The organism is Sphaerisporangium corydalis (assembly GCF_025506355.1).
GTDB lineage: Bacteria > Actinomycetota > Actinomycetes > Streptosporangiales > Streptosporangiaceae > Sphaerisporangium > Sphaerisporangium corydalis.
Map to the genome: position 1 here is coordinate 73,908 of NZ_JANZYP010000024.1, position 26,735 is coordinate 100,642.

22 protein-coding genes are annotated in these 26,735 nt (G+C 71.5%); 12 read left to right on the forward strand and 10 right to left on the reverse strand.

The window, feature by feature from the left end:
• Positions 1-111 precede the first annotated feature (111 nt).
• A complete protein-coding gene (locus tag NYZ98_RS18470) occupies positions 112-4,518 on the reverse strand; it encodes an HAD-IC family P-type ATPase (protein WP_262844048.1) in 4,407 nt (1,468 codons plus the stop codon).
• Between the two features lie 202 nt (positions 4,519-4,720).
• Here NYZ98_RS18470 and NYZ98_RS18475 point away from each other — a divergent pair, with 202 nt between their 5' ends.
• Positions 4,721-5,905, forward strand: coding sequence for a hypothetical protein (locus tag NYZ98_RS18475; RefSeq protein ID WP_262844049.1), 1,185 nt, complete (start codon positions 4,721-4,723; stop codon positions 5,903-5,905).
• A gap of 438 nt (positions 5,906-6,343) precedes the next feature.
• Complete coding sequence (locus tag NYZ98_RS18480) at positions 6,344-7,489, forward strand: hypothetical protein (RefSeq protein WP_262844050.1); 1,146 nt, start codon at positions 6,344-6,346, stop codon at positions 7,487-7,489.
• A 22-nt stretch (positions 7,490-7,511) separates the two neighbouring features.
• On the opposite strand, the gene NYZ98_RS18485 is transcribed toward NYZ98_RS18480, so the two are convergent.
• The 3 genes from NYZ98_RS18485 to mca all read right to left on the reverse strand — a co-directional run bounded on the left by NYZ98_RS18485 (position 7,512) and on the right by mca (position 9,029).
• Complete coding sequence (locus tag NYZ98_RS18485; protein WP_262844051.1) at positions 7,512-7,811, reverse strand: GNAT family N-acetyltransferase; 300 nt, start codon at positions 7,809-7,811, stop codon at positions 7,512-7,514.
• A 28-nt stretch (positions 7,812-7,839) separates the two neighbouring features.
• Positions 7,840-8,070 carry a hypothetical protein gene (locus NYZ98_RS18490; protein WP_262844052.1) on the reverse strand — a complete coding sequence of 77 codons (231 nt, stop codon included), beginning with the start codon at positions 8,068-8,070 and terminating at the stop codon, positions 7,840-7,842.
• 74 nt (positions 8,071-8,144) lie between these two features.
• Positions 8,145-9,029, reverse strand: a complete 885-nt coding sequence (mca, locus tag NYZ98_RS18495; protein WP_262844053.1) for a mycothiol conjugate amidase Mca — start codon at positions 9,027-9,029, stop codon at positions 8,145-8,147.
• 134 nt (positions 9,030-9,163) lie between these two features.
• Between mca and NYZ98_RS18500 the strand changes: the two genes are divergently transcribed.
• The 3 genes from NYZ98_RS18500 to NYZ98_RS18510 all read left to right on the forward strand — a co-directional run bounded on the left by NYZ98_RS18500 (position 9,164) and on the right by NYZ98_RS18510 (position 11,746).
• Entirely contained in the window at positions 9,164-9,601 is a 438-nt protein-coding gene (locus NYZ98_RS18500) for a DUF4307 domain-containing protein (protein ID WP_262844054.1), read from the forward strand.
• Positions 9,602-9,690: 89 nt separating this feature from the next.
• The gene (gene greA / locus NYZ98_RS18505; RefSeq protein WP_262844055.1) at positions 9,691-10,191 is read left to right on the forward strand and encodes a transcription elongation factor GreA; all 501 of its coding nucleotides are present in this window, start codon (positions 9,691-9,693) and stop codon (positions 10,189-10,191) included.
• Between the two features lie 217 nt (positions 10,192-10,408).
• Positions 10,409-11,746: a C40 family peptidase gene (locus tag NYZ98_RS18510; RefSeq protein ID WP_262844056.1), complete on the forward strand. Its 1,338-nt coding sequence runs from the start codon at positions 10,409-10,411 to the stop codon at positions 11,744-11,746.
• Positions 11,747-11,773: 27 nt separating this feature from the next.
• On the opposite strand, the gene NYZ98_RS18515 is transcribed toward NYZ98_RS18510, so the two are convergent.
• Together NYZ98_RS18515 and NYZ98_RS18520 are read right to left on the reverse strand one after the other, a co-directional pair.
• On the reverse strand, positions 11,774-12,382 hold the full coding sequence (locus NYZ98_RS18515; RefSeq protein WP_262844057.1) for an acyl-CoA-like ligand-binding transcription factor: 609 nt from the start codon (positions 12,380-12,382) through the stop codon (positions 11,774-11,776).
• A 56-nt stretch (positions 12,383-12,438) separates the two neighbouring features.
• Positions 12,439-14,013: a DHA2 family efflux MFS transporter permease subunit gene (locus NYZ98_RS18520; protein WP_262844058.1), complete on the reverse strand. Its 1,575-nt coding sequence runs from the start codon at positions 14,011-14,013 to the stop codon at positions 12,439-12,441.
• A gap of 82 nt (positions 14,014-14,095) precedes the next feature.
• Here NYZ98_RS18520 and NYZ98_RS18525 point away from each other — a divergent pair, with 82 nt between their 5' ends.
• The 4 genes from NYZ98_RS18525 (at position 14,096) to NYZ98_RS18540 (ending at position 19,282) form a co-directional block, all read left to right on the forward strand.
• On the forward strand, positions 14,096-14,617 hold the full coding sequence (locus tag NYZ98_RS18525; RefSeq protein WP_262844059.1) for a hypothetical protein: 522 nt from the start codon (positions 14,096-14,098) through the stop codon (positions 14,615-14,617).
• Positions 14,618-14,998: 381 nt separating this feature from the next.
• Positions 14,999-16,783, forward strand: coding sequence for a phosphoenolpyruvate carboxykinase (GTP) (locus tag NYZ98_RS18530; protein WP_262844077.1), 1,785 nt, complete (start codon positions 14,999-15,001; stop codon positions 16,781-16,783).
• 159 nt (positions 16,784-16,942) lie between these two features.
• Complete coding sequence (locus NYZ98_RS18535; protein WP_262844060.1) at positions 16,943-17,701, forward strand: isoprenyl transferase; 759 nt, start codon at positions 16,943-16,945, stop codon at positions 17,699-17,701.
• Positions 17,702-18,013: 312 nt separating this feature from the next.
• Positions 18,014-19,282, forward strand: a complete 1,269-nt coding sequence (locus NYZ98_RS18540; RefSeq protein ID WP_380706791.1) for a PhoH family protein — start codon at positions 18,014-18,016, stop codon at positions 19,280-19,282.
• Positions 19,283-19,310: 28 nt separating this feature from the next.
• Here NYZ98_RS18540 and NYZ98_RS18545 read toward each other — a convergent pair whose 3' ends face one another.
• Genes NYZ98_RS18545 through NYZ98_RS18555 form a run of 3 tightly spaced genes read right to left on the reverse strand, consistent with a single transcriptional unit; the run spans position 19,311 to position 21,987 of the window.
• Positions 19,311-19,859, reverse strand: coding sequence for a hypothetical protein (locus NYZ98_RS18545; protein WP_262844061.1), 549 nt, complete (start codon positions 19,857-19,859; stop codon positions 19,311-19,313).
• A gap of 17 nt (positions 19,860-19,876) precedes the next feature.
• Positions 19,877-21,316, reverse strand: a complete 1,440-nt coding sequence (locus NYZ98_RS18550; protein ID WP_262844062.1) for a sensor histidine kinase — start codon at positions 21,314-21,316, stop codon at positions 19,877-19,879.
• On the reverse strand, positions 21,313-21,987 hold the full coding sequence (locus NYZ98_RS18555; RefSeq protein WP_262844063.1) for a response regulator transcription factor: 675 nt from the start codon (positions 21,985-21,987) through the stop codon (positions 21,313-21,315). The genes NYZ98_RS18550 and NYZ98_RS18555 overlap by 4 nt, the downstream gene beginning before the upstream one ends.
• A gap of 399 nt (positions 21,988-22,386) precedes the next feature.
• Between NYZ98_RS18555 and NYZ98_RS18560 the strand changes: the two genes are divergently transcribed.
• The 3 genes from NYZ98_RS18560 to NYZ98_RS18570 all read left to right on the forward strand — a co-directional run bounded on the left by NYZ98_RS18560 (position 22,387) and on the right by NYZ98_RS18570 (position 26,355).
• Positions 22,387-23,106: an aggregation-promoting factor C-terminal-like domain-containing protein gene (locus tag NYZ98_RS18560; protein ID WP_262844064.1), complete on the forward strand. Its 720-nt coding sequence runs from the start codon at positions 22,387-22,389 to the stop codon at positions 23,104-23,106.
• Between the two features lie 136 nt (positions 23,107-23,242).
• Positions 23,243-25,252 carry a glycosyltransferase family 2 protein gene (locus NYZ98_RS18565; protein ID WP_262844065.1) on the forward strand — a complete coding sequence of 670 codons (2,010 nt, stop codon included), beginning with the start codon at positions 23,243-23,245 and terminating at the stop codon, positions 25,250-25,252.
• 710 nt (positions 25,253-25,962) lie between these two features.
• On the forward strand, positions 25,963-26,355 hold the full coding sequence (locus NYZ98_RS18570; RefSeq protein ID WP_262844066.1) for a DUF732 domain-containing protein: 393 nt from the start codon (positions 25,963-25,965) through the stop codon (positions 26,353-26,355).
• Here the strand turns inward: NYZ98_RS18570 and NYZ98_RS18575 are convergent.
• On the reverse strand, positions 26,324-26,554 hold the full coding sequence (locus tag NYZ98_RS18575; RefSeq protein WP_262844067.1) for a hypothetical protein: 231 nt from the start codon (positions 26,552-26,554) through the stop codon (positions 26,324-26,326). The genes NYZ98_RS18570 and NYZ98_RS18575 overlap by 32 nt on opposite strands.
• Positions 26,555-26,735 lie beyond the last annotated feature (181 nt).

The window sequence follows — 26,735 nt, forward strand, 5'->3', positions numbered from 1 at the left end:
GACAAGCGCCTCGACCATCATCACAGCGGCTTTGGCCAGCACAGAGGCGAAGAAGTTGTACATAGGAACCTCACAGTAGGGGTTTTGACTGCTTTATACACCATTGATGCCCTATGTGACTATATGTCCAGATCCAAGTGACGAAGCGATGAACGAATGGTGACCATTGCCGTCCGGCGGATGGAACAGCCGCCCGGCCAGCCCGGCCGCCGCCCCGCTGCCGAGCCCGATGGCCCAGCCGAACGGCCCGACCGGCCGGCACCCGAAGAGCCGGCTCACCCCCGGCGTCGAGACCGCCACGAACAGGCAGGCCAGGGACACCGTCGCCGCCGCCATGACCGTGCGGTCCCGGCCCCCGACCGCCAGCGTCTGCACCAGCTGGGCCGACACCAGGCCGATCAGGCCCACGGTGTCGGCACGCGACTCCGTCCCCGTGGCCCGCGCGAGCACCCAGGCCACCGAGGCCGCCGCCGCCGTGGTCACCGCCCTCAGGTAGATGTCGCGGGTGAGCGCGGCGCCCAGGGACGCCTCGGGGCCCTCCATGAGCAGCCGCTCCGGGCTCGTGGCGCTCGGCGGCCGGATGGCGATCGCCAGAGCAGGCAGCATGTCGGTGAGCAGGTTGACCAGCAGGAGCTGCCGCGCGTTCAGCGTGTTGCGGCCGGCGACCAGGTTGGACCCGACGGTGAAGACGATCTCCCCGAGGTTGCCGCCGAGCAGGATGCCCAGCGAGTCGCGCACCGAGCTCCACATCGCCCGCCCTTCGACGATCGCTTCCACGATCGTCTCGATGCGGTCGTCGGTCACCACAACGTCGGCGGCCGCCCGCGCGGCGGGCGTGGCCCGCGAGCCGAGCGCCACGCCGACGTCGGCGAGCCGGATGGCCGGGGCGTCGTTGGCGCCGTCGCCGGTCACGGCCACGATCTTGCCCGCCTGCCGCAGCCCGGTGACGATCCGCGACTTGTGCGCCGGGGTGGCGCGGGCGAAGACCGACACCTCGGGAAGGATCGCGGCCAGCGCGTCGTCGTCGATCGCGTCCAGCTCGGGCCCGGTCATGACCCGCAGGCCGCCCAGCACGTTGAGCTCGGCGGCGATGGCCTCGGCCGTGCTCGGGTGGTCGCCGGTGATCATGACGACCCGCACGCCCGCGCGCACCAGCCGGTCCACGCTGCGGGCCGCCGCCGGCCTGACCGGGTCGGCCAGCCCGAGGAACCCGAGGAAGCACAGCCCGCCGACGCGGGACTCGTCCAGGTCGCGGTGGCTGGAGGCGGCCCGCTCGGCCACGGCGAGCACGCGGTACCCCTGCTGGGCCAGCCGGTCGACCTCCTTGGCGAGCGAGTGGCCCGCCTCCTCGTCCAGGGCCGTCACCTCCCCGTCGGTCAGCATGGTCGTGCACCGGGTGAGCACCACCTCGGGCGCGCCCTTCACGCTGAGCAGGAGCGCGCCCCCGCCGCCGGGCGGGGGCGTCTCCGGCGCCCCCAGCACGGCGTGGTAGCCCCGCGCCGACTCGAACGGCATCTCGTCCACCCGGTGCCAGCCGTCCAGCCCGTCCGACGGCAGGACGCCGAGCCGCTGGGCGCCCTCCACCACCGCGCGGTCGGTGAGGTGCGGGACGGCACGCTCGCCGCCGAGCTGCGGCCCGGCGCGCAACGCCGCCGCGAGGATCGGCCGGAACGCCGCAGGCAGGTCCTCCGCGGGGTGCTCCAAGCGGCCGTCGGAGATGCGCCGCAGACTGATGTGGCCTTCGGTGAGCGTGCCGGTCTTGTCGAAGCACAGCACGTCCACCCGCCCGAGCGCCTCGATCGTCGACGGGTTGCGTACGAGGGTCTCGCGGGTCGAGAGCCGCCTGGCCGCCGCCAGCTCGGCGACGGTGGCGATGAACGGGAGCCCTTCGGGCACGGCGGCCACGGCGAGGCTCACCGCCGGGGCGAGCGCCGTCGCCAGCGGTGCGCGGCGCAGCAGGCTGGTGAGCATCAGCAGCGCGCCCGACCCGACGGCGACCGGCATGATCTGGCGGCTCAGGGCGCGCAACCGCAGCTCCACCCCGGTCGGCGGCGCGTCAGGCCGCCCCTCCGCGAGGGTGCGGCCCGCCTCGGTGGCCGTCCCGGTCGCCACCACCACGGCCACGCAGGTGCCCGCGGCGATCGTGGTGCCCTGGTAGACCATCGAGCCCCGGTCGGCCACGGCGAGCGCGGCGGTGGGCGACGGCGACTTGGTGACCAGCATCGACTCGCCGGTCAGGGGCGACTCGTCGACCTCGAGGCCGTCTTCCTCCAGCACCCGGCAGTCGGCGGGCACCGCGTCCCCCGACCGCAGCTCGATGACGTCCCCCCGTACGAGATCGTCGGCGGTCGCGTCGACCTGCCCGCCGGGGCGGCGCACCCGCACGGGCACGGCGGTGGCGTCGGTGAGCCGGGTCAGCGCCCGGTCGGCGTTAGTCCGCTGGGCGCCGCCGATGAGCCCGTTGACGGCCAGCACCCCGCCGATCAGCACGGCGTCCAGGGCCGACCCCATGGCGGCCGACACCCCGGCGGCCAGGGCCAGCACCGGGGTCAGCGGGTTGGCGAGCTCCTCGGCGGTCGCGCGGAGCAGCGAGGCCGGCCCCGGGGTCTCCCGCCGCTGCGGACCGGGCGCGGTCCTGCGGCGCGCGGCCTCGGCCTCGGTGAGGCCCGCCTGCGTCGAGGAGACCCGCGCCAGCACGTCCTCGGCGGGGAGGGCGTGCCAGGGGGTGCGGTCGGCACGCGGCGGCAGCCCCCCGCGCCCGACGTCGCGGCCGGTCCACGCGCCCGTCACCAGGGCCACCAGCGAGGTGCAGTCCCCGGCGAGCTGCACCCGGCCGATCGACCCGGCCCCCGGGCCGAGTACGGCCAGCGCGGCCCCGAGCGCGGCCCCGGCCGCGGACACCTTCACGCAGCGCTCGCTCGTCGTCCGGGCCAGGGTCACCGACCGCAGCAGCAGGTGCGCGGTCTCGGGCCCGCCGATCACGTCCGCGTCCCACGCCGGGCGGCCGGCGCGGGAGAGCACGCCGATGCCCAGATCGGCCTCGCGCAGACCCCGGCGGGACCGGCCGGTCACCACGGCGACGGTGTGCCCGGACGCCTGGAGGGCCCGCACGGACAGGTGCAGTCGATTGCCTCCCGCGACGACCTTCCCGGCGCCCAGCCGCCAGGCCAGGCTCGGGTCGCCCCCGGCGATGACCACGTCGCACGTGCCGCCCGCGGCCGCGACGAGCGCCTCGGCGAACGGCTGGACCTCGGGGACCACGCCCACCAGGGCGACCTTCTCGCCCCGGTGGGTGACGACGGTGGGCCGGATCCCCTTCTCCCGCCAGTGCGCGGCCAGGGCGGGAACGGTGGCCAGCGCCTCGGCGGCCCAGTCCCCCCGCTCGTGGCGCACGGCGGCGCCGGTGCCCTCCAGGAGCGTGTACACGTGGGAATGCAGCTCGTCGGCGCCGACGTCGGCCGCCGAGGCGAGCGGGATGATCTCGTGCACGGTCCACGAGGTCAGCGTCAGGATGTCGGCGTCGAAGACCACCGTGTCGACGCGGTCCATCACCCGGATCGCGTCGCGGTCCAGCACCAGGGCCCCCTGGCGCGCCACGGCGCGGCCCACGGCGCTGACGAACGCGTCCCTGCCGATCCTGGCCGCCCTGGGCGTCCCCGCGACGAGCATGGCGAGCGCGCGCTCCTGGTCCTGGCTGATGACCGTGGTCACGCCGTACGAGGTGAGCGCGCCGAGGCTGAGGGCGTCGGAGTAGCGTTCGACCGGCCCGGACGGCACGGGGTGCGGGCGGGCGGTGACGGCGGTGCGCAGGTGGCGGTAGCTGCCCTTCCTCGCGGCGAACTCCTCCTCCCTGGACCGCCACGCCTGGCGGCCCACTCCGGCCTCCAAACAGCGGCCCGCCGCCGCCATCGTGTCGATGAACAGGCCGAACGGCCGCAGCGCGAGCGTCTGGGCGGCGAAGCGCGTCGTGGCGAACACCAGGTTCGCGGTCGGGTGCCCGACGCGCCGCTCCAGCTCGTGGCGCACCTTCGGCGTGGCCTCGGCGAGCTGCATGAGCGCGGGCACCGCGGCCGGCACCTTGGCCACCCGCGTCACCTGGCCGACGATGGTCATCCCGACGCCCGCGAGCCCGGCGCCCAGCTCCACCACGGCGCGTGCCTGGTTCTCCAGCGCGTGCCGGGCCGTGGGCACGACGGCGTCCGGCTCGGCCACGTCCAGCTCGTCGACGATGGCCAGCAGTTTGCCGATGTCGGCGGTGTCAGGGTCGCACCCGACGTAGACGAAGCCGAGCCGGCCGTTGACCTCCACCCGGTCGGCCCCGCTGAGCTCGCTCAGACGCTCTTCGAGGACGCGGGCCTCGCCGGAGGTCCCCGGGCCGCCGACCCTGCGCAGCTCGACGCGCAGCCCTCCCACGCACGGGTGGACCCGCCGGGGGAGGGGGAGCGTCCCCCGGACGGTCTCGGGCAGCAAGGAGGCGAGAAGGCCGACCGGTCCCCTGAGTTCACGTAGCAGGAACACAACGCCTCCAGGACCCGGGTGCCGACAAGCCGATCAGACCGCGTGTCCGCGGTCTGATCATTCGACCTAAGTATGCCCAGGTCAGGCGGTTGAACGCCTATCTGTACTCATTGATGGCGACTGCGCGGGGCCGTTCGGCGACGGCATGGATCCGGGTGTTTGCTGAGCCGGTCCCGGCCGTGCGGGCGCCGATCCGGCCCGCATGGGAGCCGGCCCGCTCCGCGTGGCGGCGGTCCCGCCGCGCGAGGCGGTGGATCCCGTACGCGAGGCGGTGGATCCGGTGCGCGAGGCGGTGGTTCCGGTCCGCGAGGCGGTGGATCCCGTACGCGATGCGGTGGATCCGCTTCGCGATGCGGCGGACGACGTACGTGAGGCGGTGGACCCGCTCCGCGAGGCGGTGGACCCGGTTCCTCGGGACGTCGAGCCCGCGGGCTTGCGGGCCGTCGCCGTCCGGGAGGCCGTCTTGGTCGTGGCACGGGCTGACGTCCTCGTGGGCGTCTTCGACGTCGCCGCGGAGGTCCGCGACGTGCGCGTGGTCCCGGTGGCCCGGCTGCGCGTGGTGCCGGTCGCCCGGGTGCGCGAGGTGCTGGACGCCGCGGCGGTCCTGGCTCGGGTGGTCCCCGTGCCCGTCGACCTGGACGGCCGCGAGGCGGCGGAGGTCCTGGACCGTGTGGCCGGCGCGCGGGTGGTCCCGGTGGCCCGGCTGCGGGTGGTCCCCGTGGCCCGGCTCCGCGTGGTGGTGCCGGCGGCCCGGCCCCGCGCGGTCGTGCCGGTGGCCCTGGCACGCGTGGTCGTGCCGGTGGCCCTGGCACGCGTCGTGGTGCCGGTCGCCCTTGCGCGTGTGGTGGCCCCAGTGGCCCTTGCACGTGTGGTGGTGCCGGTGGCCCGGCTGCGCGTGGTCCCGGTGGCCCTGGTCGTGCCGGTGGCCCGGCCGCGCGTGGTGCCGGCCGCTCCGGTCGCCCTGGACGCGCGCGCTGCCCCGGTCGTCCCCGTGGCCCGGCTACGCGTCGTCCCCGTCCCCGTGGCCCGGCTGCGCGTCGTCCCGGTCCCGGTGGTCCTGGTGCGCGTCGTTCCGGTCGTCCCGGTGGCCCGGCTGCGCGTGGTCCCGGTGCCGGAGGCGGCCCTCGTACGCGTGGTCCCGCCGGTACGTGAGGTCCCGCTCGTGCGTGAGGTGCCGGTCGCCCGGCTCGTCGTCCTGCGGCCGCTCGCCGACGTGCGCGAGCGCGACGCCGGGCGCGAGGCGGGCATCGAGGCCGGCATCGAGGCCGGCATGGCCTGCTCGTGCCCGCCCGCCGCCCGTGACGCGAGGAGCGTCCCGGCGCCGATCGCGGCGGCGACGGGCCACTCCAGCAGCCCGATGACCGCGAGCAGGCCGAGCCCGCCGTAGTAGGCGAGGCGCTCGGCCGGCGGCAGGAACGTCTTGGCGGTCTCCATCGCCCGGCCCATCTCCTGCTCGCGCGGCCCGTTCATGCCCGGCATGCGCGACATGCGAGGCATTCGCGGCATCCGGGGCATGTGCGGGCGGTGGACGTGGAAGCTGACGACAGGCGTGTCCAGCCCGATCAGATCGCCGTTGGACGCGGATGTCGTTCTGTTTCGTTCTCGGCTCACGCGCGACGTCTGGGTCACGGTCATGGCCCCTCCTCAGGTGCGAAGCAATGTCTTCATTTCACCCTTTGCCCAGGTCAGCGGCCACCGCTAGGGCCTTTCGTCCTGTCCTGCACTGTCATGTCGTGTACGTCGCACCCGCGCGCGCCGCGCGGCGCCGCCGGAGACCGGCGGTCACGCTGTCACCTTCACGCGCATGCGCGTAGGCTCACGGGGCGTGAACGTGGATCTGGACTTCGTCAGCGAATACGCCGGCCGGCACTCGGCCCTGCTGACCCGGCGGGACGTGGCGCGGGCGCTGCTCGCGGTGCCGAGCGGGCAGGCGCTGGTGGCGGTCCCCGACCTGCGCCGCGCGATGCTGGCGGCGGGCAACCCGCTGTCGTCCGCGTTCTGGGACTCGGCGAAGAGCACGCTCACCGCCATCGAGGCCGGAGTGGCGACGGTCGGCGACGTCCAGCGGTGGCTGGAGTCCACCGGCACCGAGCCGATCCTCATCACCCGCAATTACTTCGTCTGGCCCGAGGAGGGCGAGCGCGGCCCGGTCGCGGCGGAGCTGTACGAGCGGCTCGTGTCCCACCTCGAGGAGCACGTGACCGCCGGGGACATCGAGCCCGACCTGCTCGTTTCCGGCGACGCGGACGCGCGCGAGGTCTACGAGGGGATCCAGGACCGCTGGCTGTCCACCGCGCTTCCCGACGGCCGCGTGCCCAGCGTCGCGGTCGGCGACGAGCTCGACGAGGGCCTGTTCGCCACCTGGGACGAGGAGGAGGCGTTCGCGCTCAGCGAGCTGCACCGCGTGCTCGCCGACCTGCCCGAGCCGTCGTGCCCGACCGCCGACCTCGCGGAGGCCGCGCGCCGGCTGCGCCTGCTGCTCGCCGAGCCCGGCTACCCCGGCACGGTGCTCAAGGTGTGCGCGGGCCTCGACGGCGAGCCGCTGCCCGAGAGCGACGTCGAACTGTGGCTCATGCTGGCCGCCGGCGTCGCCTCGCCCGTCTCCGACCTGCAGGACGACGACGAGCACCAGTTCTGGGACCTGGAGGGCGAGCTCAGCCAGGAGGACGCGGCGCTGGCCGCCATCTGCACGATCCACCACGCCGACTGGCTCGCCGCCGTCATCGCGCTGGCCAGGCGCGGCCCCGGCGTGCTCGCCTCGCCCGAGCGCATCGCCAGGTTCGTCGCCGAGTCCGAGGACATCGACGTGGAGATGGACGACCCCGAGGACCTGGAGACCACCGAAGCGCTGTTCACGTCGGTCACCCCGCTGTGGGAGCGGCTCGGCATCGTGGACGACAAGGCGATCCTCACGCCGCTCGGCTGGTGGGGCCTGCCGAAAGCCCTGGAACGCGCCTGGTCCCCCGAGTGACGCCCCGAAGCGGGCCCGTCCGCTAGGCGTCGGTGCTTTCGGGGACGAGGTCGGCGTACTCGGGGTGGCGCTCGATGAACGCGGCGACGAAGGGGCAGAGGGGCACGACGGAGGTCCCGGCGCCACGCGCGGAGTCGAGCGCCTCGCGGATCAGGCGGCCGCCGAGCCCCTGGCCCTCGAACTCGTCGTCCATCTGGGTGTGGGTGAAGACGAGCTGACCGGGCTTGCGCCGGTAGGCCGCGAACCCGGCGATCCGGCCGTCCACGGTGATCTCGAAGCGCCTGGCATCGTGGTTGTCGGACACGTCGACCGCGTGGTCCATGGGGGGTTCCTCTCGTGGACCACGGCGCTCAGTGGGTCCCGTTGGGTCGCTGCTCGGATTCCTGCCCGGCCGCCGGCCGCTCGAGATCGGCCTCGTGCGGGGCCTCGATCTTGGAGATGTGCCTGTTCATCGACTTCACCAGGAAGTACAGCGCGACACCGATCGCGGCGACCACCAGGAAGCCGACGAGGCCGGGACCGACCGGGGTCGCTGGGGCGGCGGCCGCCTGCGCGGCGATGTGTGCGGTGAGATCGGTCACGCGTCAAGTCTGCCACCTGGGGGCCGCGCCTCCGGCGGCAGGTCGGTGACCTGCCGGGAAGGCGCGGACCGCCGTCAGATCTGGGCGCGGGACACCTCGCCCGCGTGGATGCCGGTGAACAGGTCGTCCTCGGGGAGCTCGGTGTCGACCAGCGACCTGGCCAGGTGGTAGTCCTCGGTCGGCCAGATCTCCTGCTGCAGGTCGCGCGGGCAGACGAACCAGAAGCCGTCCGGGTCGACCTGGGTGGCGTGGGCGAGCAGCGCCAGGTCGCGCGTCTCGAAGAAGTCGCCGCAGGGGACGCGAGTGGTGACCTCCCACTTCTGCGGGCGGTCCTCCCAGCGGGCGATCCAGTCCCCGTACGGGGAGCCCATCTCGCGCTCGTTCATCGCCTGGTGGAGCGCCTCGAACCGCTCCTTGGTGAAACCCATGTGGTAGTAGAGCTTGAGCGGCTGCCACGGGTCGCCCAGGCCGGGGTAGCGGTCGGGGTCGCCGGCCCCCTCGAAGGCCTCGATCGAGATCTTGTTGGTCATGATGTGGTCGGGGTGCGGGTAGCCGCCGTCGTCGTCGTAGGTGAGGATCACGTGCGGGCGGAACTCGCGCACGGCCGCGACCAGCGGGGCCGCCGCCAGCTCGACGGGCTGGAGGGCGAAGCAGCCCTCGGGCAGCGGCTCGCTCTCGTCCTCGGGCAGGCCGGAGTCGACGAAGCCGAGAAAGCTCTGCCGGACGCCGAGGATCTCGCGGGCCGTCTCCATCTCCTGGCGCCGGACCTCGGCCATGTTCTCCAGGATGTCGGGCCGTTCCATCTTGGGGTTGAGGATCGAGCCGCGTTCACCGCCGGTGCACGTACAGACGAGCACCTCGACGCCCTCGGCCGTGTAGCGCGCCATCGTGGCGGCTCCCTTGCTCGACTCGTCGTCAGGGTGCGCGTGGACGGCCATCAGCCTCAGTGGTGCACTCACGGCTCGGTTTCTCCTCAGGTGTACAGGTCAGCTCCCCCGAGAGGCCATTTTCTCGTGGGGCGAGGCGCAGGGCGTGGCCTCCGCAGGGGACAATTGTCTCGTGCAACGACGAGGTACCGCTGAGAGATTCCGCCATGGCCGATAGAGCCGCCGCTTCGGGCGCGCCCGGACCTGTCCTCGGGGTCCCGGGCACCTTCCCGGAGCGTCCAGGACGCTTCGGGCGGAGCGGGCGGGCCATCATCTTCACCGTCATCGCGATCATTGTCGTGATCGCGATGGGTGGGTGGGGCTATGTGATGATGTCGGCGAAGGGAAATCCTGACGTTCTCACCGAAGTGATCGCTTTCGAGGTGGGCGGCGCGAACTCGATCACGATCACCTTCCAGGCCCACAAACCGGCCGACCGGGTGGCGGTGTGCAAGCTCCGCGCCACCGACACCGAGCACGTCGAGGTGGGCAGCCGCGACGTGACCCTGCCCCGCGGACAGGCCGATGTCCAGCTCACCGAGCGCCTGGAGACCAGTGCTCGTGCCACTTCGGGCCACGTCCAGTACTGCTATCTCGTACAATGAGACTTTTGGGAAAGCGTTCGGACGGGTTAATTTGTTAGTCTCCCCGAATTCGAACACTCGCAACTCTCACGAGTACGCAAGGAGAACCCGTGGTCGACAGCCGCGAAGAGAACGTCACCTGGTTGACGCAGGAGGCGTACGACCGCCTGAAGGCGGAGTTTGAGTATCTCTCGGGGCCCGGGCGTGTCGACATCGCCAAGAAGATCGAAGCGGCCCGGGAAGAGGGCGACCTCAAGGAGAACGGCGGCTACCACGCCGCCAAGGAGGAGCAGGGCAAGATGGAGGGCCGCATCCTCCAGCTCCGCCAGCTCCTTGACCAGGCGAGGGTCGGAGAACCACCCCGCGCCGAGGGCGTCGTCGGGCCCGGCATGACCGTGACCATCAGGTTCGACGGTGACGACGAGGAGGTGACGTTCCTGCTGGCCTCACGCGAGGAGAGCGGCGCGCCGATCGACGTCTACTCTCCACGGTCCCCGCTCGGCGCCGCGATCAACGGCAAGAAGATCGGTGAGAGGGCCAGCTACACCCTGCCCAACGGCAGGCAGAACACCGTCGAGATCCTCGAGGCGGTGCCGTACATCGGCAACTGAGACACGCCGCCAGCGTCGGCGTCCGAGACCTGTGACATGATCCGCCGGAGTATGGCTTCGGCGGATCATGCGTGATTAACGGCGAAACAGCGGACATCACTGGCGGACTTCGGGACAATCAGGCACTGACGGGGACGGCGCACGCCTGGACGGGCGCGACGCCGATGTGGCACCGTCGTCAACGCTCGACGTGACACCTAGGACGAAGGGGGCGAACGTGCTCGATCGGCGACCTCGTGGCACGGCCGTCGTCCGAGAAAGCCTCACCCGGGGGCTGAGCGGTGTCCGTGACTACCTGGGCGGCGCGCTGTCGGAGGCGCGCGAGGACCTCAGCTACCGGCCCCGCCCCCTGGCCCGCGTCCGGCCCCGCCCGGTGCCACGGCTGCTGCGCCGCTCCGTCCCGGCCATCGCCGTCGGCCTGGTGGCCGTGCTCGCCGCCGACCTGATGGTCCTCGGCGAGATCGAGAAGCGCGAGTCGCGGGCCGCCGTGGCCGTCTCCCGGCAGCGGCTCCCCGAGCGCGAGGCCGGGTACGTCGCCTCGACCCGCGACCTGCCGGCCGCGGCGGTCCCCGAGCGCGCCGAGGCGGCGCCGCTGTCGGTGCTGCGCAAGCCCCATCTGTTCGTCGTGGCGGCCCACCCCCTGTCCCGGGCCGCCGTCCGCAGGGTCGGCGCCGGCAGGGGCGTCAAGACGGTCGAGGTCGTGAACGCCGCCGAGGTCGTGATGGACGGCAAGCGCGTCCAGACCATGGGCGTGAACCCCTCGACGTTCCGTTCCTACACGCCACGTTCCACCGCCAGGTCCGACGCCCTGTGGAACAGCGTCGCCGGGGGGGACATCGCGGTCTCGTTCACCCTGGGCAGCGACGGCGGGGTGGCGCTCGGCTCCACGGTCTCCGCCGGAGCGCAGAAGCTCCGCGTCGGCGCGTACGCCACGACCGGCATGGGAATGATCAACGCGGTGGTCTCCGAGAAGGTCGCCGCGTCCCTCGGCATCCCCGCGCGCAACGCCCTGGTCGTCAGCGCGCCCGGCGTCGACGCCACGCGCCTGCGGCTCCGGCTGCTGAAGGTCCTGCCCAAGGGCACCCAGATCGCCTTGATCAACCCCGTGCTCACCCCGCCCTCCCAGGCCCGCACCTCCTGGCCCGTCGGCTCGTTCATGTCGACCGACCAGCTCCGCGTGGCGCTCACGGCCGCGGCGGGCAAGCTCGGCCGGCCGTACGTGTGGGGCGCGGAGGGGCCGGACAGCTTCGACTGCTCCGGGCTGGTGCAGTGGGCGTTCAAGCAGGCCGGGGTGACCATGCCCCGGGTGACCCACCAGCAGTGGGTCACCGGGCCCCAGGTCCCGCTCGCCCAGGCCCAGCCGGGCGACCTGCTGTTCTGGCGCAACGACCCGACCAACCCCGGCTACATCTCGCACGTGGCGATCTACTGGGGCGACGGCAAGATGCTGCAGGCGCCGCATACGGGCGATGTGGTGAAGATCTCTCCCGTGTACACCAGGAACCTCGCCGGGGTCGTCCGCGTCAGCCCCTGGGTGGCCGCCCGGGTCCGCTGACCCACCCGCACCACCCGCCCTCCGGGGCTAGATGGGCATGCCCTTCTGGAGGAAGTCCATCACTTCGTCCAGCAGGTCGAGCAGCGACTCCTGGCAGTCGGACTCGATCCAGCGCTGGATGGCCGAGATCCAGGCCCCCGTGACCGCGCCGGCGAAGACGCGCACCTCGAAGTCGTCCACGGAGCGGCCGGTGCGCTCGGCGATGGCGGCGGTGAGCATGGTGACGGTGGCGACCTGGCCCTCCATCTGCCGTGAGCGCAGGGAGGGGATCGACCAGATGAGCCGGATGCGCTGGACGATCGTGGCCCTGTCCTGCTCGAAGGCCAGCTCGAAGACCTCCTTGAGCGCCCCGCGCATCGCGGTGAGCGGGTGGAGCGACGCGGGCTGCGCCAGGAAGGCCGCGGCGAGCATCGGGTCGTAGTCGTCCTGGATGACGACGTCTTCCTTGGTGGGGAAGTACCGGAAGAAGGTGCTGGGGGAGACCTCCGCCGCCTCCGCGATCTGCTCGATCGTGGTCGAGTCGTACCCCTGCTCACCGAACAGGCGCATCGCGTGGTCCTGGATGGCCCGGCGGGTCTTGGCCTTCTTACGGGCGCGAAGACCGCTTTGTTGTTCGGTGCGCGGAGGTGAGCTCATCTTCCGATTCTCGCGTGCCGGACGGCGTACGGTCTCCATCCTCGCGCGATCGGGATCTATGGTCGCGTCGTTTCGGCGGCCACCGGGACCACGGCCGCCGGGGAAGCACCAAGCCCGGCCCCAGCGCCGGGTTCGGCCGTCCCACCGCGTCCGGCTCCATCGCCGGGCCCGGCCGTCTCAGGGGTCGTGCGCAGGAACGCGGCGACCAGGACGGCCGCCAGGACCGACAGCGCCGCGCACAGCGCGAGCACCCCGTCCATGCCGGACACGAACGCGCTGTGCGCGGCCTCGGTCAGGACGCGGTCGCCGAGGCTCACGGCCACCGACACCGAGTCCCTGGCGGCCTCGGGCGCACCCGAAGGCAGGCCCGCGACGTACAGCGCGGACAGCACGCTGCCGACCCCGGCGACGCCGACGGCCCCGCCGACCTGCCGCACGGTCTGCAGGGTGCCAGAGCCGGACCCGGCCCGGTCCTCCGGCAGCGTGGCGAGGACGCCGTCCATGGCCGGCACCATGGCCATGCCCACCCCGGCGCCGGTGACCGCGAGCCAGGCTGCGGCCCAGCCGTACCCGTCGGAGACGCCGGTGAGCGCGCCCATGCCGAGGCCGGCCGCGAGGAGTAGCAGCCCGGCCGTCATCATGCCGCGCAGTCCCACGGGCCTGAGCAGCCGCTCGCCCGCCAGCCCGCCGGCCATCAGCCCGGCCACCATGGGGACCACCCGGATGCCGGTCCCGAAGGCGTCGAAGCCCAGCACCGCCTGGAGGTACTGCGGGACGACGAACAGCACGCCGGTCATCGCCAGCGAGACGAAGGTGGCGCCGATGGACCCCCACAGGAACACGCGCTTGCGGAACAGGCCGAGGTCCATCATGGGCGCGCGGCTCCTGGCCTCCACCGTGACGAAGGCGGCGAGCAGCACCAGTCCTGCGCCGACGGACGCGAGGACCCCGGCGTCCCCCCAGCCGTTCACCGGGCCCTGGATCACGCCGTAGACCAGGGTGGCCAGCCCGAGCACCGAGAGCACGCCGCCCGCGACGTCCACCCGGGCGGCCGAGGAGTCGCGGGACTCGGGCAGCAGGAAGACCGCGGCCACCAGGGCGATCGCGACGGCGGGCACGTTGATGAGGAAGATCGATCCCCACCAGAAGTGGTCGAGGAGGTAGCCGCCGACGATGGGGCCGAGCGGGAGGCCGAGCGCCATGCCGGCGGTCCACACCGCGATGGCGCGCGCCCGCTCGTGCGGCGGGAAGACGCTGGGCAGGATCGAGGTGGAGACCGGCATGATCACCGCGGCGCCCGCGCCCATGACGGCCCTGGCGGCGATGAGCCAGCCCGCGCCGTCCACGAAGGTGGCGAGCGCGGAGGCGACGCCGAAGGCCGCGAGCCCGGCGATCAGCACGCGCTTGCGCCCGAACCGGTCGCCGAGCGCCCCGGCGGGGAGCAGCAGGGACGCGAAGACCACGAGGTAGGCGACGACGATCCACTGCAGGTCGCTGGTGCTCGCGCCGAGTTCGGTGGCGAGCGTCGGGAGCGCGACGTTCAGGACGGTCGCGTCCAGGCCGATGACGAGCACACTCAGCACGAGCGCGCCGAGTGCCCACCACCGCCGTGAAGAACTGAAAGAAGCCATGAATTGATAGTAACTGTCAAAAACGAGCACCTGTCAATATCTGCCTCTTGAGACTTGGCGGTATGGGTGTAATCTCAATTACATGGAAACAGATGAAGCAGTCATCATCTCCTGGTTCACCGGCCGCATGCCCCAGGACTGGTTCGCCGGGCAGCACGAGTTCGTCCTCGACCGCGAGGAGATAGCCGTCGTCGGCGTGCTCCCCGTGCCCGACGCCGCGGCGGAGGCCTCCGGCGCGGAGCGGGCGGCCCTGCTCGACGGGCACATCCAGCGCTTCAGGGAGGAGACCCGCGAGCGCCGCATCGAGATCGCCCGCGAGGCCGAGCACCGCTTCCGCCGCAAGGTCTCCTGGGGCGTGTCGAGCGACGGTGAGACAGTGATGTTCACCACGCTTTCGATCCCGGTCATGACCCGCCTGCGCCAGCAGGAGCGGCGCGTGCTCGACACACTGGTCGCCGCGGGCGTCGCCCGCAGCCGCAGCGACGCGCTCGCGTGGTGCGTACGGCTGGTCGGCGGTCACACCGACACCTGGCTCGCTGACCTGCGCGATGCCCTCCAGCATGTCGACCGCGTGCGTTCCGAGGGCCCGGACGTCAATGCGTAAATTGGACTGAACCAATTGTTTGACAGGCCTAGACCATTCGGATTGGCCTATACCAATTGGTGTTCGACGCCGGGCGGCATTGGCGCCGCCCGACGGTGAACGGCTCTTTTATCTCGGTCAAGCGTGGGTAAACTCCCACGAACCATCGCGGTCCCTGCCTGCCGTGACGTCATACGACGGGCAGCGGACAGGGGCCACGGCGGCGCATCGAATTCACGGGCGTGAAACAGAAATGAAATGGGTAAGACGGATCTTCCGATTTGAGGTCCACTTGAACCCCCGTTTCACTGACTGGTCTACGCCAATTGGATTCGGCGCGTTTTGTCGTTAATGATGTTGGCCAGAGAGTAAGGAGCCGGCCCCGTGTCAGTTTCCATCGAGATGACCGCCCCGACGACCCGCCCCGAACTGGCGGCCTGGGTCCAGGAGATCGCCGAGCTGACCCGCCCCGACCGCGTCGAATGGTGCGACGGTTCTGAGGACGAGTGGACGCGCCTCACGAACCTGCTCGTCAAGCAGGGCACCTTCACGCGCCTCACCAAGCGCCCCAACAGCTTCCACGCCGCGTCCGACCCGACCGACGTGGCCCGGGTCGAGGACCGCACCTTCATCTGCTCCGAGGACCCCGAGGACGCCGGCCCGACCAACAACTGGGTCGCCCCCGGGGAGATGCGCGCGACCTTCGGCAAGCTGTTCAGCGGCTGCATGCGCGGGCGCACCATGTACGTCGTGCCCTTCTGCATGGGCCCGCTCGGCGGCGAGATCTCCCAGCTCGGCGTCGAGATCACCGACTCCCCGTACGTCGTCGTCTCGATGCGCGTCATGACCCGCATGGGCGACGAGGCCCTGCGCCTCATCGAGGCCCGGGGGGACTTCGTCAAGGCGGTCCACTCCGTGGGGACCCCGCTCGCGCCCGGCCAGGAGGACGTCCCGTGGCCGTGCAACGCGACCAAGTACATCAGCCACTTCCCCGAGACCCGTGAGATCTGGTCCTACGGCTCCGGCTACGGCGGCAACGCCCTGCTCGGCAAGAAGTGCTACGCCCTGCGCATCGCCGGCGTGATGGCCAGGGACGAGGGCTGGCTGGCCGAGCACATGCTCATCCTGAAGCTGACCCCGCCGAGCGGCGAGACCCGCTACGTCGCCGCCGCCTTCCCGTCCGCCTGCGGCAAGACCAACCTCGCGATGCTCAGGCCGACGATCCCGGGGTGGAAGGTCGAGACGGTCGGCGACGACATCGCCTGGATGCGCTTCGGCCAGGACGGCCGGCTGCGCGCGATCAACCCCGAGGCCGGGTTCTTCGGCGTCGCGCCCGGCACCGGCGAGTCCACGAACGCGAACGCCATCAAGACGCTGTGGGGCAACAGCATCTTCACCAACGTCGCGCTGACCGACGACGGCGACGTGTGGTGGGAGGGGATGACGGACGAGCCCCCGGCGCACCTCACCGACTGGCGTGGCCGCGACTGGACCCCTGACTCCGCCGAGCCGGCCGCCCACCCGAACGCCCGCTTCACCACCCCGGCGTCCCAGTGCCCGACGATCGCCCCCGAATGGCGCGACCCCGAGGGCGTGCCGATCTCGGCGATCCTGTTCGGCGGGCGTCGCGCGACGGCCGTGCCGCTGGTGACCGAGTCGTTCGGCTGGGCGCACGGGGTCTTCCTCGGGGCCAACGTGGCCTCGGAGAAGACGGCGGCGGCCGAGGGCACGGTCGGCGAGCTGCGCCGCGACCCGTTCGCGATGCTGCCCTTCTGCGGCTACAACATGGGCGACTACTTCGCCCACTGGATCAGCGTCGGGCAGGCGGGGGACGCCGATCTGCTGCCCCGCCTGTACTACGTCAACTGGTTCCGCAAGGACGCCTCCGGCCGGTTCCTGTGGCCGGGGTTCGGCGAGAACAGCCGGGTGCTCAAGTGGATCGTCGAGCGGCTGAACGGCGAGGCCGGGGCCGTGGAGACCCCGATCGGGCTGCTGCCGCTCAAGGGCGCCCTGGACACCGAGGGCCTTTCGGTGTCCGAGGCCGACATGGAGACCCTGATGTCGGTCGACCGCGAGGCGTGGAAGCGGGAGGCCGCTCTGGTCCCCGAGTTCTTCGCGACGTTCGGCACCCACCTGCCCGAGGCGCTGTGGGACGAGTACCACGCCCTGGTCGACCGGCTCGGCTGACACTTTGCCTGGGGTTTTGGGGTGTTATGTCCCGTGTGGCGTTGACTAGGGTTACCGGGACGGAACAGCAACCGACGCGGGGGACGGACAAGCGCTCGGGCGCGTGATAATTGCGTGTTGCCAACGCCTGACCGGACGGGCGGCGAAGGGGAGGTCTCCATGGGCGTGCGCGATCTCGTGTACCGGCTGTACGAGCGCCGGCTCGAGACGAAGCTGTCCTCCGATATCCCCCGCCACGTCGGCGTGATCGTCGACGGTAACCGCCGCTGGGCGCGTGCCATGGGCCTGCGCGACGTCAGCCACGGCCACCAGAAGGGCGCGGACAAGATCTCCGAGCTGGTCGACTGGTGCCGCGAGGCCGGCGTGGAGGTCGTCACGGTCTGGCTGCTGTCGAGCGACAACCTCTCGCGGCCCAAAGAAGAGCTCGACCCGCTCATGGAGATCATCGAGGAGACGGTCCAGGGCCTGGTCACCGGCGGGTGGCGGGTCAACCCCATGGGCGCGCTAGACCTTTTGCCCGATCGCACGGCCAGAGTCCTTAAAGATGCAAAAGAAGTGACATCGAGCCGACCTGGGCTGATTGTGAACGTTGCAGTTGGGTATGGAGGAAGGCGTGAGATCGCTGATGCGGTGCGCTCCCTCCTCCAGGAGCACGCCAGCAAGGGCGCGAGCATCGAGGAGCTTGTCGAGGTCCTCGATGTCGAGCACATCGCGGAGCATCTCTACACGCGCGGCCTCCCCGACCCGGATCTTCTCATCCGGACCTCGGGAGAGCAGCGACTCTCCGGATTCCTGCTCTGGCAGAGCGCCCACTCCGAGTTCTACTTCTGTGAGGCCTACTGGCCTGATTTCCGCAGGGTCGACTTCTTGCGGGCGCTGCGGTCGTACGCCGCGCGGCACCGGCGGTACGGAAACTGAGACACCCCGAGAGGACCCCCTATCGCCCCTGGTTGAGCTGTTGGGTAGGGGGAATGCTCGACGTACCGTAAGTAGTAGGCAGTCCATACGGCCTACTTCGGGAGAGGGTCCGCCCTTGCGTCGCCTTTTGACGAGGAGGGCCGGGTCCCGGCACCGCCTCGTTCGCCTGGAGGCGCGGCACCGGGCCCGGTCCGTTCACCACCTCATCTGGCAGGGTGCTTACTCCTGGCGCCCGGGGGAGAACGCGTGGCAGTGTCCTCGAGCAACCCGTCCACTGTTTCCGGTAGCGCGACGCCGTCCAGGCGTACCTACATTGTGGACACCTCTGTCCTCCTAGCCGATCCTGCGGCGATGGGCCGCTTCGCCGAACACGAGGTAGTTCTACCGATCGTCGTCATCACCGAACTGGAGGCCAAGCGGCATCACCCAGAGCTGGGTTACTTCGCCCGCAAGGCCCTCCGCTTCCTCGATGACCTACGGGTGAAGCACGGCAGACTGGACGAGCCCATGCCGATAGGCGAGGGCACCATCAGGGTGGAGCTCAACCACAGCGATCCCGCGATCCTGCCGGCCGGCTTCCGGCTCGGCGACAACGACACCCGCATCCTCACCGTGGCACGGTCCCTCGCGGCCGAGGGCCACGACGTGGTCCTGGTGTCCAAGGACCTGCCCATGCGGGTCAAGGCCGCCTCGATCGGGCTCTCGGCGGAGGAATACCGCGCCGAGCTGGTCGTGGAGTCCGGCTGGACCGGCATGTCCGAACTGCAGGTCACCACCGAGGACGTCGAGTCGCTCTTCGAGCACGGTACCGCCGACCTGGAGGAGGCGCGGGAGCTGCCCGCGCACACCGGGCTGCGGCTGCTGTCGACCAGAGGCTCGGCGCTCGGACGGGTGCTGCCCGACAAGTCCGTGCGCCTGGTGCGCGGCGACCGCGAGGTGTTCGGCCTGCACGGACGCTCGGCCGAGCAGCGCATCGCCCTGGACCTGCTCATGGACCCCGAGGTCGGCATCGTGTCGCTCGGCGGGCGTGCGGGCACCGGCAAGTCCGCCCTGGCCCTGTGCGCGGGCCTGGAGGCGGTCCTGGAGCGCCGCCAGCACCGCAAGGTCATCGTCTTCCGTCCCCTGTACGCCGTGGGCGGCCAGGAGCTCGGCTACCTGCCGGGCTCGGAGAACGAGAAGATGGGGCCGTGGGCGCAGGCGGTGTACGACACGCTCGGCGCCGTCACCACGCCCGAGGTGATCGAGGAGGTCCTCGACCGGGGCATGCTGGAGGTGCTCCCGCTCACCCACATCCGTGGCCGCTCCCTGCACGACGCCTTCGTGATCGTGGACGAGGCCCAGTCGCTGGAGCGGGGCGTCCTGCTGACCGTGCTGTCGCGCATCGGCGCCAACTCCCGCGTGGTCCTCACGCACGACATCGCCCAGCGCGACAACCTCAGGGTGGGACGGCATGACGGGGTGGTCGCCGTGGTCGAGAAGCTCAAGGGGCATCCGCTGTTCGCCCACGTCACGCTGACGCGGTCCGAGCGCTCGCCCATCGCCGCCCTGGTGACCGAGATGCTGGAGGACATCACGGTCTGACCTGATCGGCACACCAGGCTCGTCCTGGTCACGGGGGGAGGTTGACGCCCGCCGCCGCGAGGTCGTGGTACTCGCGGCAGGTGTGCTCACCCAGCGCCATCGGACCCTTGGACGTCGTCTGAGTGATCTTCACGGCCCAGATCTCCTCGCGCAGCCGCGCGGTACAGGTGATCTGGGCCATCGCCGTCCTGCCGAGCCGGCCGGGACCGTTCACGATCACGTGCAGCCGCAGGCCCACGGGGTTCTCCGGGTCGTTGCGCACACCCCGGTCCACGCCGTACCGCCCGAGGACGGTCTGTTCCAGCCGGAACCCGCCAAGGGCGGTGCCGAGGCCGTCCCCGGGCCGTTTGCCCACCTCGAACAGGGCGGTGATGACGTCCTGGGCGGCGGAGGAGGCGGTGGCGACGTTCTTGGGCGCCAGCCGCCCGTCCCGCAGCAGGTACACGCTCGCCGCCGCCCCGCGCGCGCTGATCACCGGGGCCGGCCCGGCGTCCACGGTCCCGGTCGGGTCCACGCCGCAGGCCACCGCGCCGACCAGGATCAGCAGCAGGACCAGGGCGCGCGGCCGAGGGCTCATCAGGATCCTCAGGGGCGTCATGGGTGCGGTATCCACACGATGAACCGGGTCCCGGGATCGCACCGCTCGACCGTGATCGTCCCGCCGTGCAGTTCGGCGTTCGCCTTGGCGATGGCGAGCCCGAGCCCGCTGCCCTCGCTGCGCGCCCGGCCGGCGCCGACCTTGTAGAAGCGCTCGAACACGTGCGGGAGCGCCTGCGCCGGGATGCCCTTCCCCCGGTCGCGCACCCGCACCTCCAGGCCGTGGTCGAGGGCCCGCGCGGTCGCCGTCACCGGCGGCGCGCCGTGGGACAGGGCGTTGCCCATCAGGTTGGCGACGATCACGTCGAACCGCCGGGGGTCCAGCGAGAACGACAGCCCGCGCGGCACCACCAGGCGCACCCGACCGGTCCAGCCGCGGATCTCCAGGCAGTCGGCGAGCGCCACGCCGACGTCGACGTTCTCCCTGACCAGCACGGCGACGCCCGAGTCCAGCCTGCTGGCCTCGATGAGGTGCTCCACCAGGATCCGCAGCCGGTTGATCTCGCGGACCACCAGGTCCACCGCCTTGCCCGCGTCCGGGGGAAGGTGCTCGGCCTCCTCGGTGAGCATGTCGGTCACCGCCGTCATGGCGGTCAGGGGCGTGCGCAGCTCGTGGGACACGTCGGCGACGAACCGCCGTGACATGGCCTCCAGGGCGCGCAGCTCCGAGACGGTCTGCTCCAGGGCGGAGGCGGTGTCGTTGAAGGTCGCGGACAGCCCGGCCAGCTCGTCCCGGCCGTGCACGGGCAGGCGGGTGTCCAGGCGGCCGGCGCCCAGCGCGCGTGCGGCGTCGCCGAGCCTGCGCACCGGCAGCAGGACGCTGCGCGCCGACACCAGGGCGACGGTGAGCGCGATCGCCAGGGTGATCCCCGACGCCTGGGCCAGGGCCGTGCGCAGCCGGGCGAGGACGCCGTCCTCCTCCTTGAGCGAGACGAACACGAAGACCGACATGCCGGTCGGCCTGATCGCCCCGGTCCTGGTCAGCCGGTGGACCTGGGTGCCGATGAGCAGCCACGGCTCGTCCCTGATCAGCAGCCGCTCGCGGACCATGCGCGTGGACGCGCGCCTGCGCACCTCCGCGGGGACGTCGGTGAGACCGAAACTGGTGCCGGTGCTCAGCCGTTCCTGGTCGCCGTACCGCAGGATCACCTGCCGGTCGGGGCCGCCGAGGGATTCGGCGAGGTCGTTCAGGTCGCTCTCGGTGACCACCGAGTCGGTCGGCCACAGCAGGTCGCTGGTGCCGATGGGCAGCGAGACCCGCTGCAGGACGTCCCGGACGTCGACGGTGGCGCCGTTCTCCACGCGGTCGAGGAGCGCGCGGCGGACGAGCTGGTAGCCGATGCCCGCCACCAGGGCCGAGGCGGTCACCGCGACCAGGATGAAGGTGATGACCAGCCGGCCGCGCAGCCCGGTGGGACGACGGCGGCCGAGGTTCACGGCGGGCTGAAGCGGTACCCGAACCCGCGCACGGTGTGGATGAACACCGGCTCGGCCGGGACGGGCTCGATCTTGGCGCGGATGCGCTGGACGCAGGCGTCCACCAGGCGGGAGTCGGCGACGTGGTTGTGGTCCCAGACCGCGCGCAGCAGGTAGCGGCGGTTGAGCACCTGCCCCGGGTGGCGGACCAGTTCGAGCAGCAGGCGCAGCTCGGTGGGGGTGAGGTGGATCTCGCGGTTGGCCAGGGTGACCTTCAGCGCCCCCCGGTCGATCACCAGGTCGCCGAAGCTGATCCGGTCGGCCGAGGCGGACTCCAGCCGGCGCAGGACGGCCCGGATGCGGGCGTCCAGGACGCGCGGTTCGACGGGCTTGACCACGTAGTCGTCGGCGCCCGCCTCCAGCCCGACCACCATGTCCAGGTCGTCGCCGCGCGCGGTGAGCAGGATGATCGGCAGGGAGTCGAGCCTGCGGATGCGGCGGCACACCTCGACCCCGTCGATGCCGGGGAGCATGACGTCGAGGATCACGATCTCCGGGCGCCGTGCGCGCACGTGATCGAGGGCCTCCTCGCCGGTCCCGTAGGCGGTGACGGAGTGTCCCTGCCGCGTGAGTGCCAGCTCAAGGCCCGTCCGGACAGAAAGATCATCTTCAACGAGCAGGATGCCGGCCACCCGGACATTATTGCCGAAACTCCGTTAGCCCCTTCTATGTCACAAAACTGTGACCTGGCGCCCACGGAACCCCGATAGTAACTAAGCAGCCTGAGGGGGTCCGCGTCCGATCCCGTTCGCCGCGTCGTCCCTCGTGCCGCACCGGTCCGCAGGCGCCGCGAGATCGGGGTCTCGTGCGCGGGTTTGCCTCCTCGAGTGGTTCGCCGCTCCACCGCCCTCCGGTGCGGGGGTCCGGAGGGCGGACCTCGAACCCTTGGTGTGACGAAAATCACATTCAGTGGGATAAGGCCACGTTACTCATGGGTTAGGGCAAGTAACCGTCAAATAACTTTTCCGTTTGGGTTGCGGACCACCCCCCATGTCACGGCAAGCTCATAGGCCGTGAGCTCTGGTCAGCAGTTGAGGGACAGGCGAGGCAGGCGGGACGAGGAACGACCCCCGCCGCCGCCGCGTGGGCGCGCCCGGCCGAAGTCGGCCCGCAAGCCATTGCTGTCCGTCAAGCGCGTCGCCGTCGTCGGCCTCTCCTTCGCGGTGATCGCCGCGCTCGGCGTGTTCGTGGTCAAGACCATGAAGGAGAACGACGCGGCCACCGGCACGCCCCTCACGCTGGAGGAGCTCACCCGCGTCAACGACCCGTTCGCCCCCGACGCCAAGACCGACGCGCTCAAGGCCGTCGCCGCCCAGGCGCAGCGGGCGTACGACATCAAGGCCGCCCGTCAGAAGACCGCCGCCGGCTTCGACCCGGTGAAGATCGTCAAGAAGGCCCCGGGAGGCGAGGGCTTCACCGCCCAGGCGTTCCCGCCCGGCTCCCGGCCCAACCCCGGCAGCAACAAGGCGCTCGGCCAGAAGATGGCCGCCGCGCGCGGCTGGAGCGGCGAGTGGGGCTGCCTGGAGAAGCTCTGGGACCGCGAGAGCCACTGGAACGAGCGGGCCATGAACCGCAGCAGCGGCGCGTTCGGCATCCCCCAGGCCCTGCCCGGCAGCAAGATGGCGAGCGCCGGCGGCGACTGGCAGACCAGCGCCGCGACCCAGATCGCCTGGGGCCTCGGCTACATCGCCGCCCGGTACAAGTCCCCCTGCGGCGCCTGGGGCCACTCCCAGTCCGTCGGCTGGTACTGACCGGCTCGTACTGATCCGCCCGCCCGGCTCGCCCGTGCGGGCCGGATACTGAACAGCGCGAACTCTTAGTCAGGGTTGTTTGACGTTTCGGCAAGCCTGACGCCGTTTCGCCGGTCCCCGTCGCACGCTGGCCCACATGGGTGTGAAGGTCAGCGTGGTGGTGCCGGTATCAGAGCCAGGCCCGGACGATGACGCGTTCGACGCGTGCGTACGTTCGCTCCTGGAGCAGTCCATGCCCTCGGACGAGTACGAAGTGATCTTCGCGGACGACCGGTCGGGCGACGGGACGCGCGAACGCCTCGACGCCGTCGCCGCCGTCCGCCCCAACGTCAGGGTCCTGCACCTGGAGCACGCCGGCTCACCGGCCCGGGGCCGGAACGTGGGACTGGCCGTGGCCCAGGGCGAGTACGTCTACCTGCTCGGCCAGCGCGACCGGCTCGCGCGCGTCGCGCTGGAGGTCATGTACCGCTCCGCTGTCGAGACCGACGCCGACGTGCTGATCGGCCGGCTCGTGAGCGGCGACAACCCACCGCCGAGGGCCTTCACCCGCAACCGGGAGCGCGCCGACATCCTGCGCGACCGCCTCCTCGGGCTGCCGACCGCGCACAAGCTGTTCCGCCGCGCCTTCCTCGACGCGCGCGACATCCGCTTCCCCGACATCGAGCCGGACCTGTCGGAACAGGCGTTCGTCGTCAAGGCGTACCTGACGGCCAAGGTCATCGCGGTGCTCGCCGACCACATCTGCTGCCACCTCGGCCCGTCCCCCGAAGGCCCGGTGGACCCGGCCGCCCACGCGTCAGGCATCCGGGCGGTCCTCGACGTCATCGACGCGCACAGCGACCCGGGGGACCAGCGGGACCGCATGTACGCCCACTGGTTCCGCACCGGCGTGCTCCGCCTGCTCGGCGGGCGCCCCTGGCTCTCCGCGCGCCCCGACCAGCGGGCCGCGCTCTTCGCCTCGCTGCGCGAGCTGACCCGCGAACGGTTCCCCGAAGAGCTGGACCGCCATCTCCCGGTCCATCTGCGCGCCCGGGCGGTTCTGGTCAGATCCGGCGAACCAGGGCGTCTGGTGGCCCTCAGCGAGGCGTTCAGGGGCACGTCCGTGCGGGCCGAGCTCCGCGACGTGCGCTGGGAGGACGGCTCCCTGACCATGGACCTCGCCGTGGAGATCGTGGACGCCCACGGCGCCCCGCTGACCTTCCGCGCCGAGGGCGACCGCCTCTTCTGGACCCCACCCATCAGCGACCTCGTCCTGCCGGCCGCGCTCGCCGACGTCACCGACGCGGTGTCCCGGGCCCGCATGGAGGTCTACATCCGCCACATCGACACCGGGCTGATCTTCTTCATCCCGGTGTCCGGCGAGGTGTGCCGCTCACAGGACGCCGACCGGGTGCGCGTCTGGGCCGTGGGCCGTGCCCGGCTCGACGTCGGCACCGCCGCGTTCGGCCGCCCGCTGCGCTCGGGGGAGTGGGAGGTGCACGTCCGCATGCACAGCGGAGCCCAGCAGGCCCGCACCCGCGTCGCCGGACAGCACGGCGCCCAGCTGAGCTGCGTCGGCGTGCTCGCCGGGGAACCACGCAAACTGGTCATCCCCTGCTGGTCGGAACAGCGGGAACTGAGCGTCTGCGTCGAACCCCGGTCGTTCTCCGAGTCCATCGTGCTCGTCTCGCCTGGCGCCTCGGTCACCCACCGCGAGGGCCACGTGTTCGTCGTCCTGCCCGTGCCGTACGTCCCGCCGAGCGGGGGACCGCCCGCCGAACTGGTGCTCCGGCAGATCGCCAGCCGGGGCCGCGTCATCGCGATCCCCGCCCTCGTCGAGCCCGGCGTGCCTGGACGGTTCCCCGGGCAACTGGTCGCCAAGGTCCCGGTGCGCCGGCTGCCCGGCGAGGGGCACATCGGCCCCGGCCTGTGGGCGCCCCGGCTGCGCATCGACGGCAAGGAGGTCGACCTGCGGTTCGTCCTGGAGATGGGCAGGGCCGGCCGCGCCCGCGTCCAGGCCGGCGGCGAACCCGGCATGCTCTCCACCCGCCGCTCCCTCCTCGGCCGCCTCGCCACCCACCTCCCCGGCGGCCGCCACGCCGTCCGCCTCGCCCACAAACTCCAACAGCGCTACCTCCCCACCCCACCCCCCGACCACGGCTCGTAACTCCGGCCTATGGCTCTCGCTCCGCTCGAACAGTGTTTTCCGGAGGCTTCGCCCCTGCCGAAGCCCTGCTCAAACAGCTGATTCGAGGCGTGCGTGGTGATGTCCTTCGGCACGCTCCATCAATGGCTCTCGCTTCGCTCGAACAGTGTTTTCGGAGGCTTCGCCCCTGCCGAAGGGCTGCGTGAATGGTCAAGGCACTCGGTCGAAGGGCACATCGGTGAGGTATCTCCACTGCGCCCAGACCGTTTTGCCCGGTGCGTCCGGAGACCGGGTGACGCCGTGATCGTCTGCGAGGGCGGCGACTGTGGCCAGGCCTCGGCCGTGATCGGCGTCGACGCCCAGGTTGAGCGGAGACGGCTCACCGGCCCCCTGGTTGGTCATCCGGACCCACGAACTTTCCGTCCCGGCCCAGACGCAGAGCCTTACCGGTGGTCTTCCGTAGGTGACGGCGTTGGCCAGCAATTTCCGACGGCGAGGACCACGTCGCGCCTGGCGAACCCTGAATACGGGTGGTGCAATTCGCCCATTGCGGGCATCTATCGGAGCGATCCTCCGCGGAACGATCTAGGAGCGGCTCTACGGTGCGGGACATGCACCCTCAGCAGCCGCAGCACCAGCCCGGCCCGCGGCGACCCGCGCCCCCACACCAGCAATGGGAGCCACCCCCGACGCGGAAAAGGAACCGTGCGAAGCTCGTGCTCCTCGCCGTAGTGAGCGTGTTCGTCATTCTGGTCGTGATCGGCATGGTGCTCGGCGGGGAAGACGACAAGCAGACCAACGCCGCGCCCGATTCGACAGCACCAGCCCAAGCGAGCCGTAAGGGCGAAGGCCGGGTCATTATCGTGCCGACACCGAATGCCGAACAGGCCACGAGCTACCTGGCAGCGCTACGGGAGATCGAGCCGTACTTGGTGGCGAACGAGGACCGGGCTGTTAGTCGTGGTCGGAACACCTGCTTGGACATCTTGCAGCGCAAGACGGTCAATACGGTGGTGGGGAACACACGACGCCGGTTCGCGGGGGGCGATGGAACCATCAACACGGCGCAGGCGAGTCAGGTGGTCACAGCTGTCAGGGTGTGGTGCCGTCCTGGGCGACCATGAGGTACCCGTTGGACCAGCCGCCCCGCGCGACCGCGCGCACGGCGTCAGCCTCGGACGCGCCGGGGTTCAGAACCCGCCACCGGCGCACCGCCGAGGCGGCCGAGGACCCGCCGGTATACGTGACGGTGCCGTCGTCGGCCAGTTCGGCGCGCGAGACGAGCTGGCCGCCGTCCACGGTCACGATGTCCACCACGGTCACGACGTCACCGTACCTGCGAACAGGTTCCGCGTGCCGGGTCGCCGGCTTCGCGAGCTCGTCGAGGACGCGCAGCGACCCCTTCGGTGGACGAGGCGAATCTGGTCGGCGCGGTGTCCTTCGACGGCCCGTACGCGACCCGGCAGCACGAGGATCTCACCGACCGGTACGACCTCGGCCGGAA

Bases quoted from the DNA above. Each gene is read 5' to 3' on its own strand.
- NYZ98_RS18475 (WP_262844049.1), top strand. From the start codon at position 4,721: ATGGGAGCCGGCCCGCTCCGCGTGGCGGCGGTCCCGCCGCGCGAGGCG.
- NYZ98_RS18485 (WP_262844051.1), bottom strand. From the start codon at position 7,811: ATGGACCACGCGGTCGACGTGTCCGACAACCACGATGCCAGGCGCTTC.
- NYZ98_RS18500 (WP_262844054.1), top strand. From the start codon at position 9,164: ATGGCCGATAGAGCCGCCGCTTCGGGCGCGCCCGGACCTGTCCTCGGG.
- NYZ98_RS18515 (WP_262844057.1), bottom strand. From the start codon at position 12,382: ATGAGCTCACCTCCGCGCACCGAACAACAAAGCGGTCTTCGCGCCCGT.
- NYZ98_RS18520 (WP_262844058.1), bottom strand. From the start codon at position 14,013: ATGGCTTCTTTCAGTTCTTCACGGCGGTGGTGGGCACTCGGCGCGCTC.
- NYZ98_RS18525 (WP_262844059.1), top strand. From the start codon at position 14,096: ATGGAAACAGATGAAGCAGTCATCATCTCCTGGTTCACCGGCCGCATG.
- NYZ98_RS18530 (WP_262844077.1), top strand. From the start codon at position 14,999: ATGACCGCCCCGACGACCCGCCCCGAACTGGCGGCCTGGGTCCAGGAG.
- NYZ98_RS18535 (WP_262844060.1), top strand. From the start codon at position 16,943: ATGGGCGTGCGCGATCTCGTGTACCGGCTGTACGAGCGCCGGCTCGAG.
- NYZ98_RS18545 (WP_262844061.1), bottom strand. From the start codon at position 19,859: ATGAGCCCTCGGCCGCGCGCCCTGGTCCTGCTGCTGATCCTGGTCGGC.
- NYZ98_RS18565 (WP_262844065.1), top strand. From the start codon at position 23,243: ATGGGTGTGAAGGTCAGCGTGGTGGTGCCGGTATCAGAGCCAGGCCCG.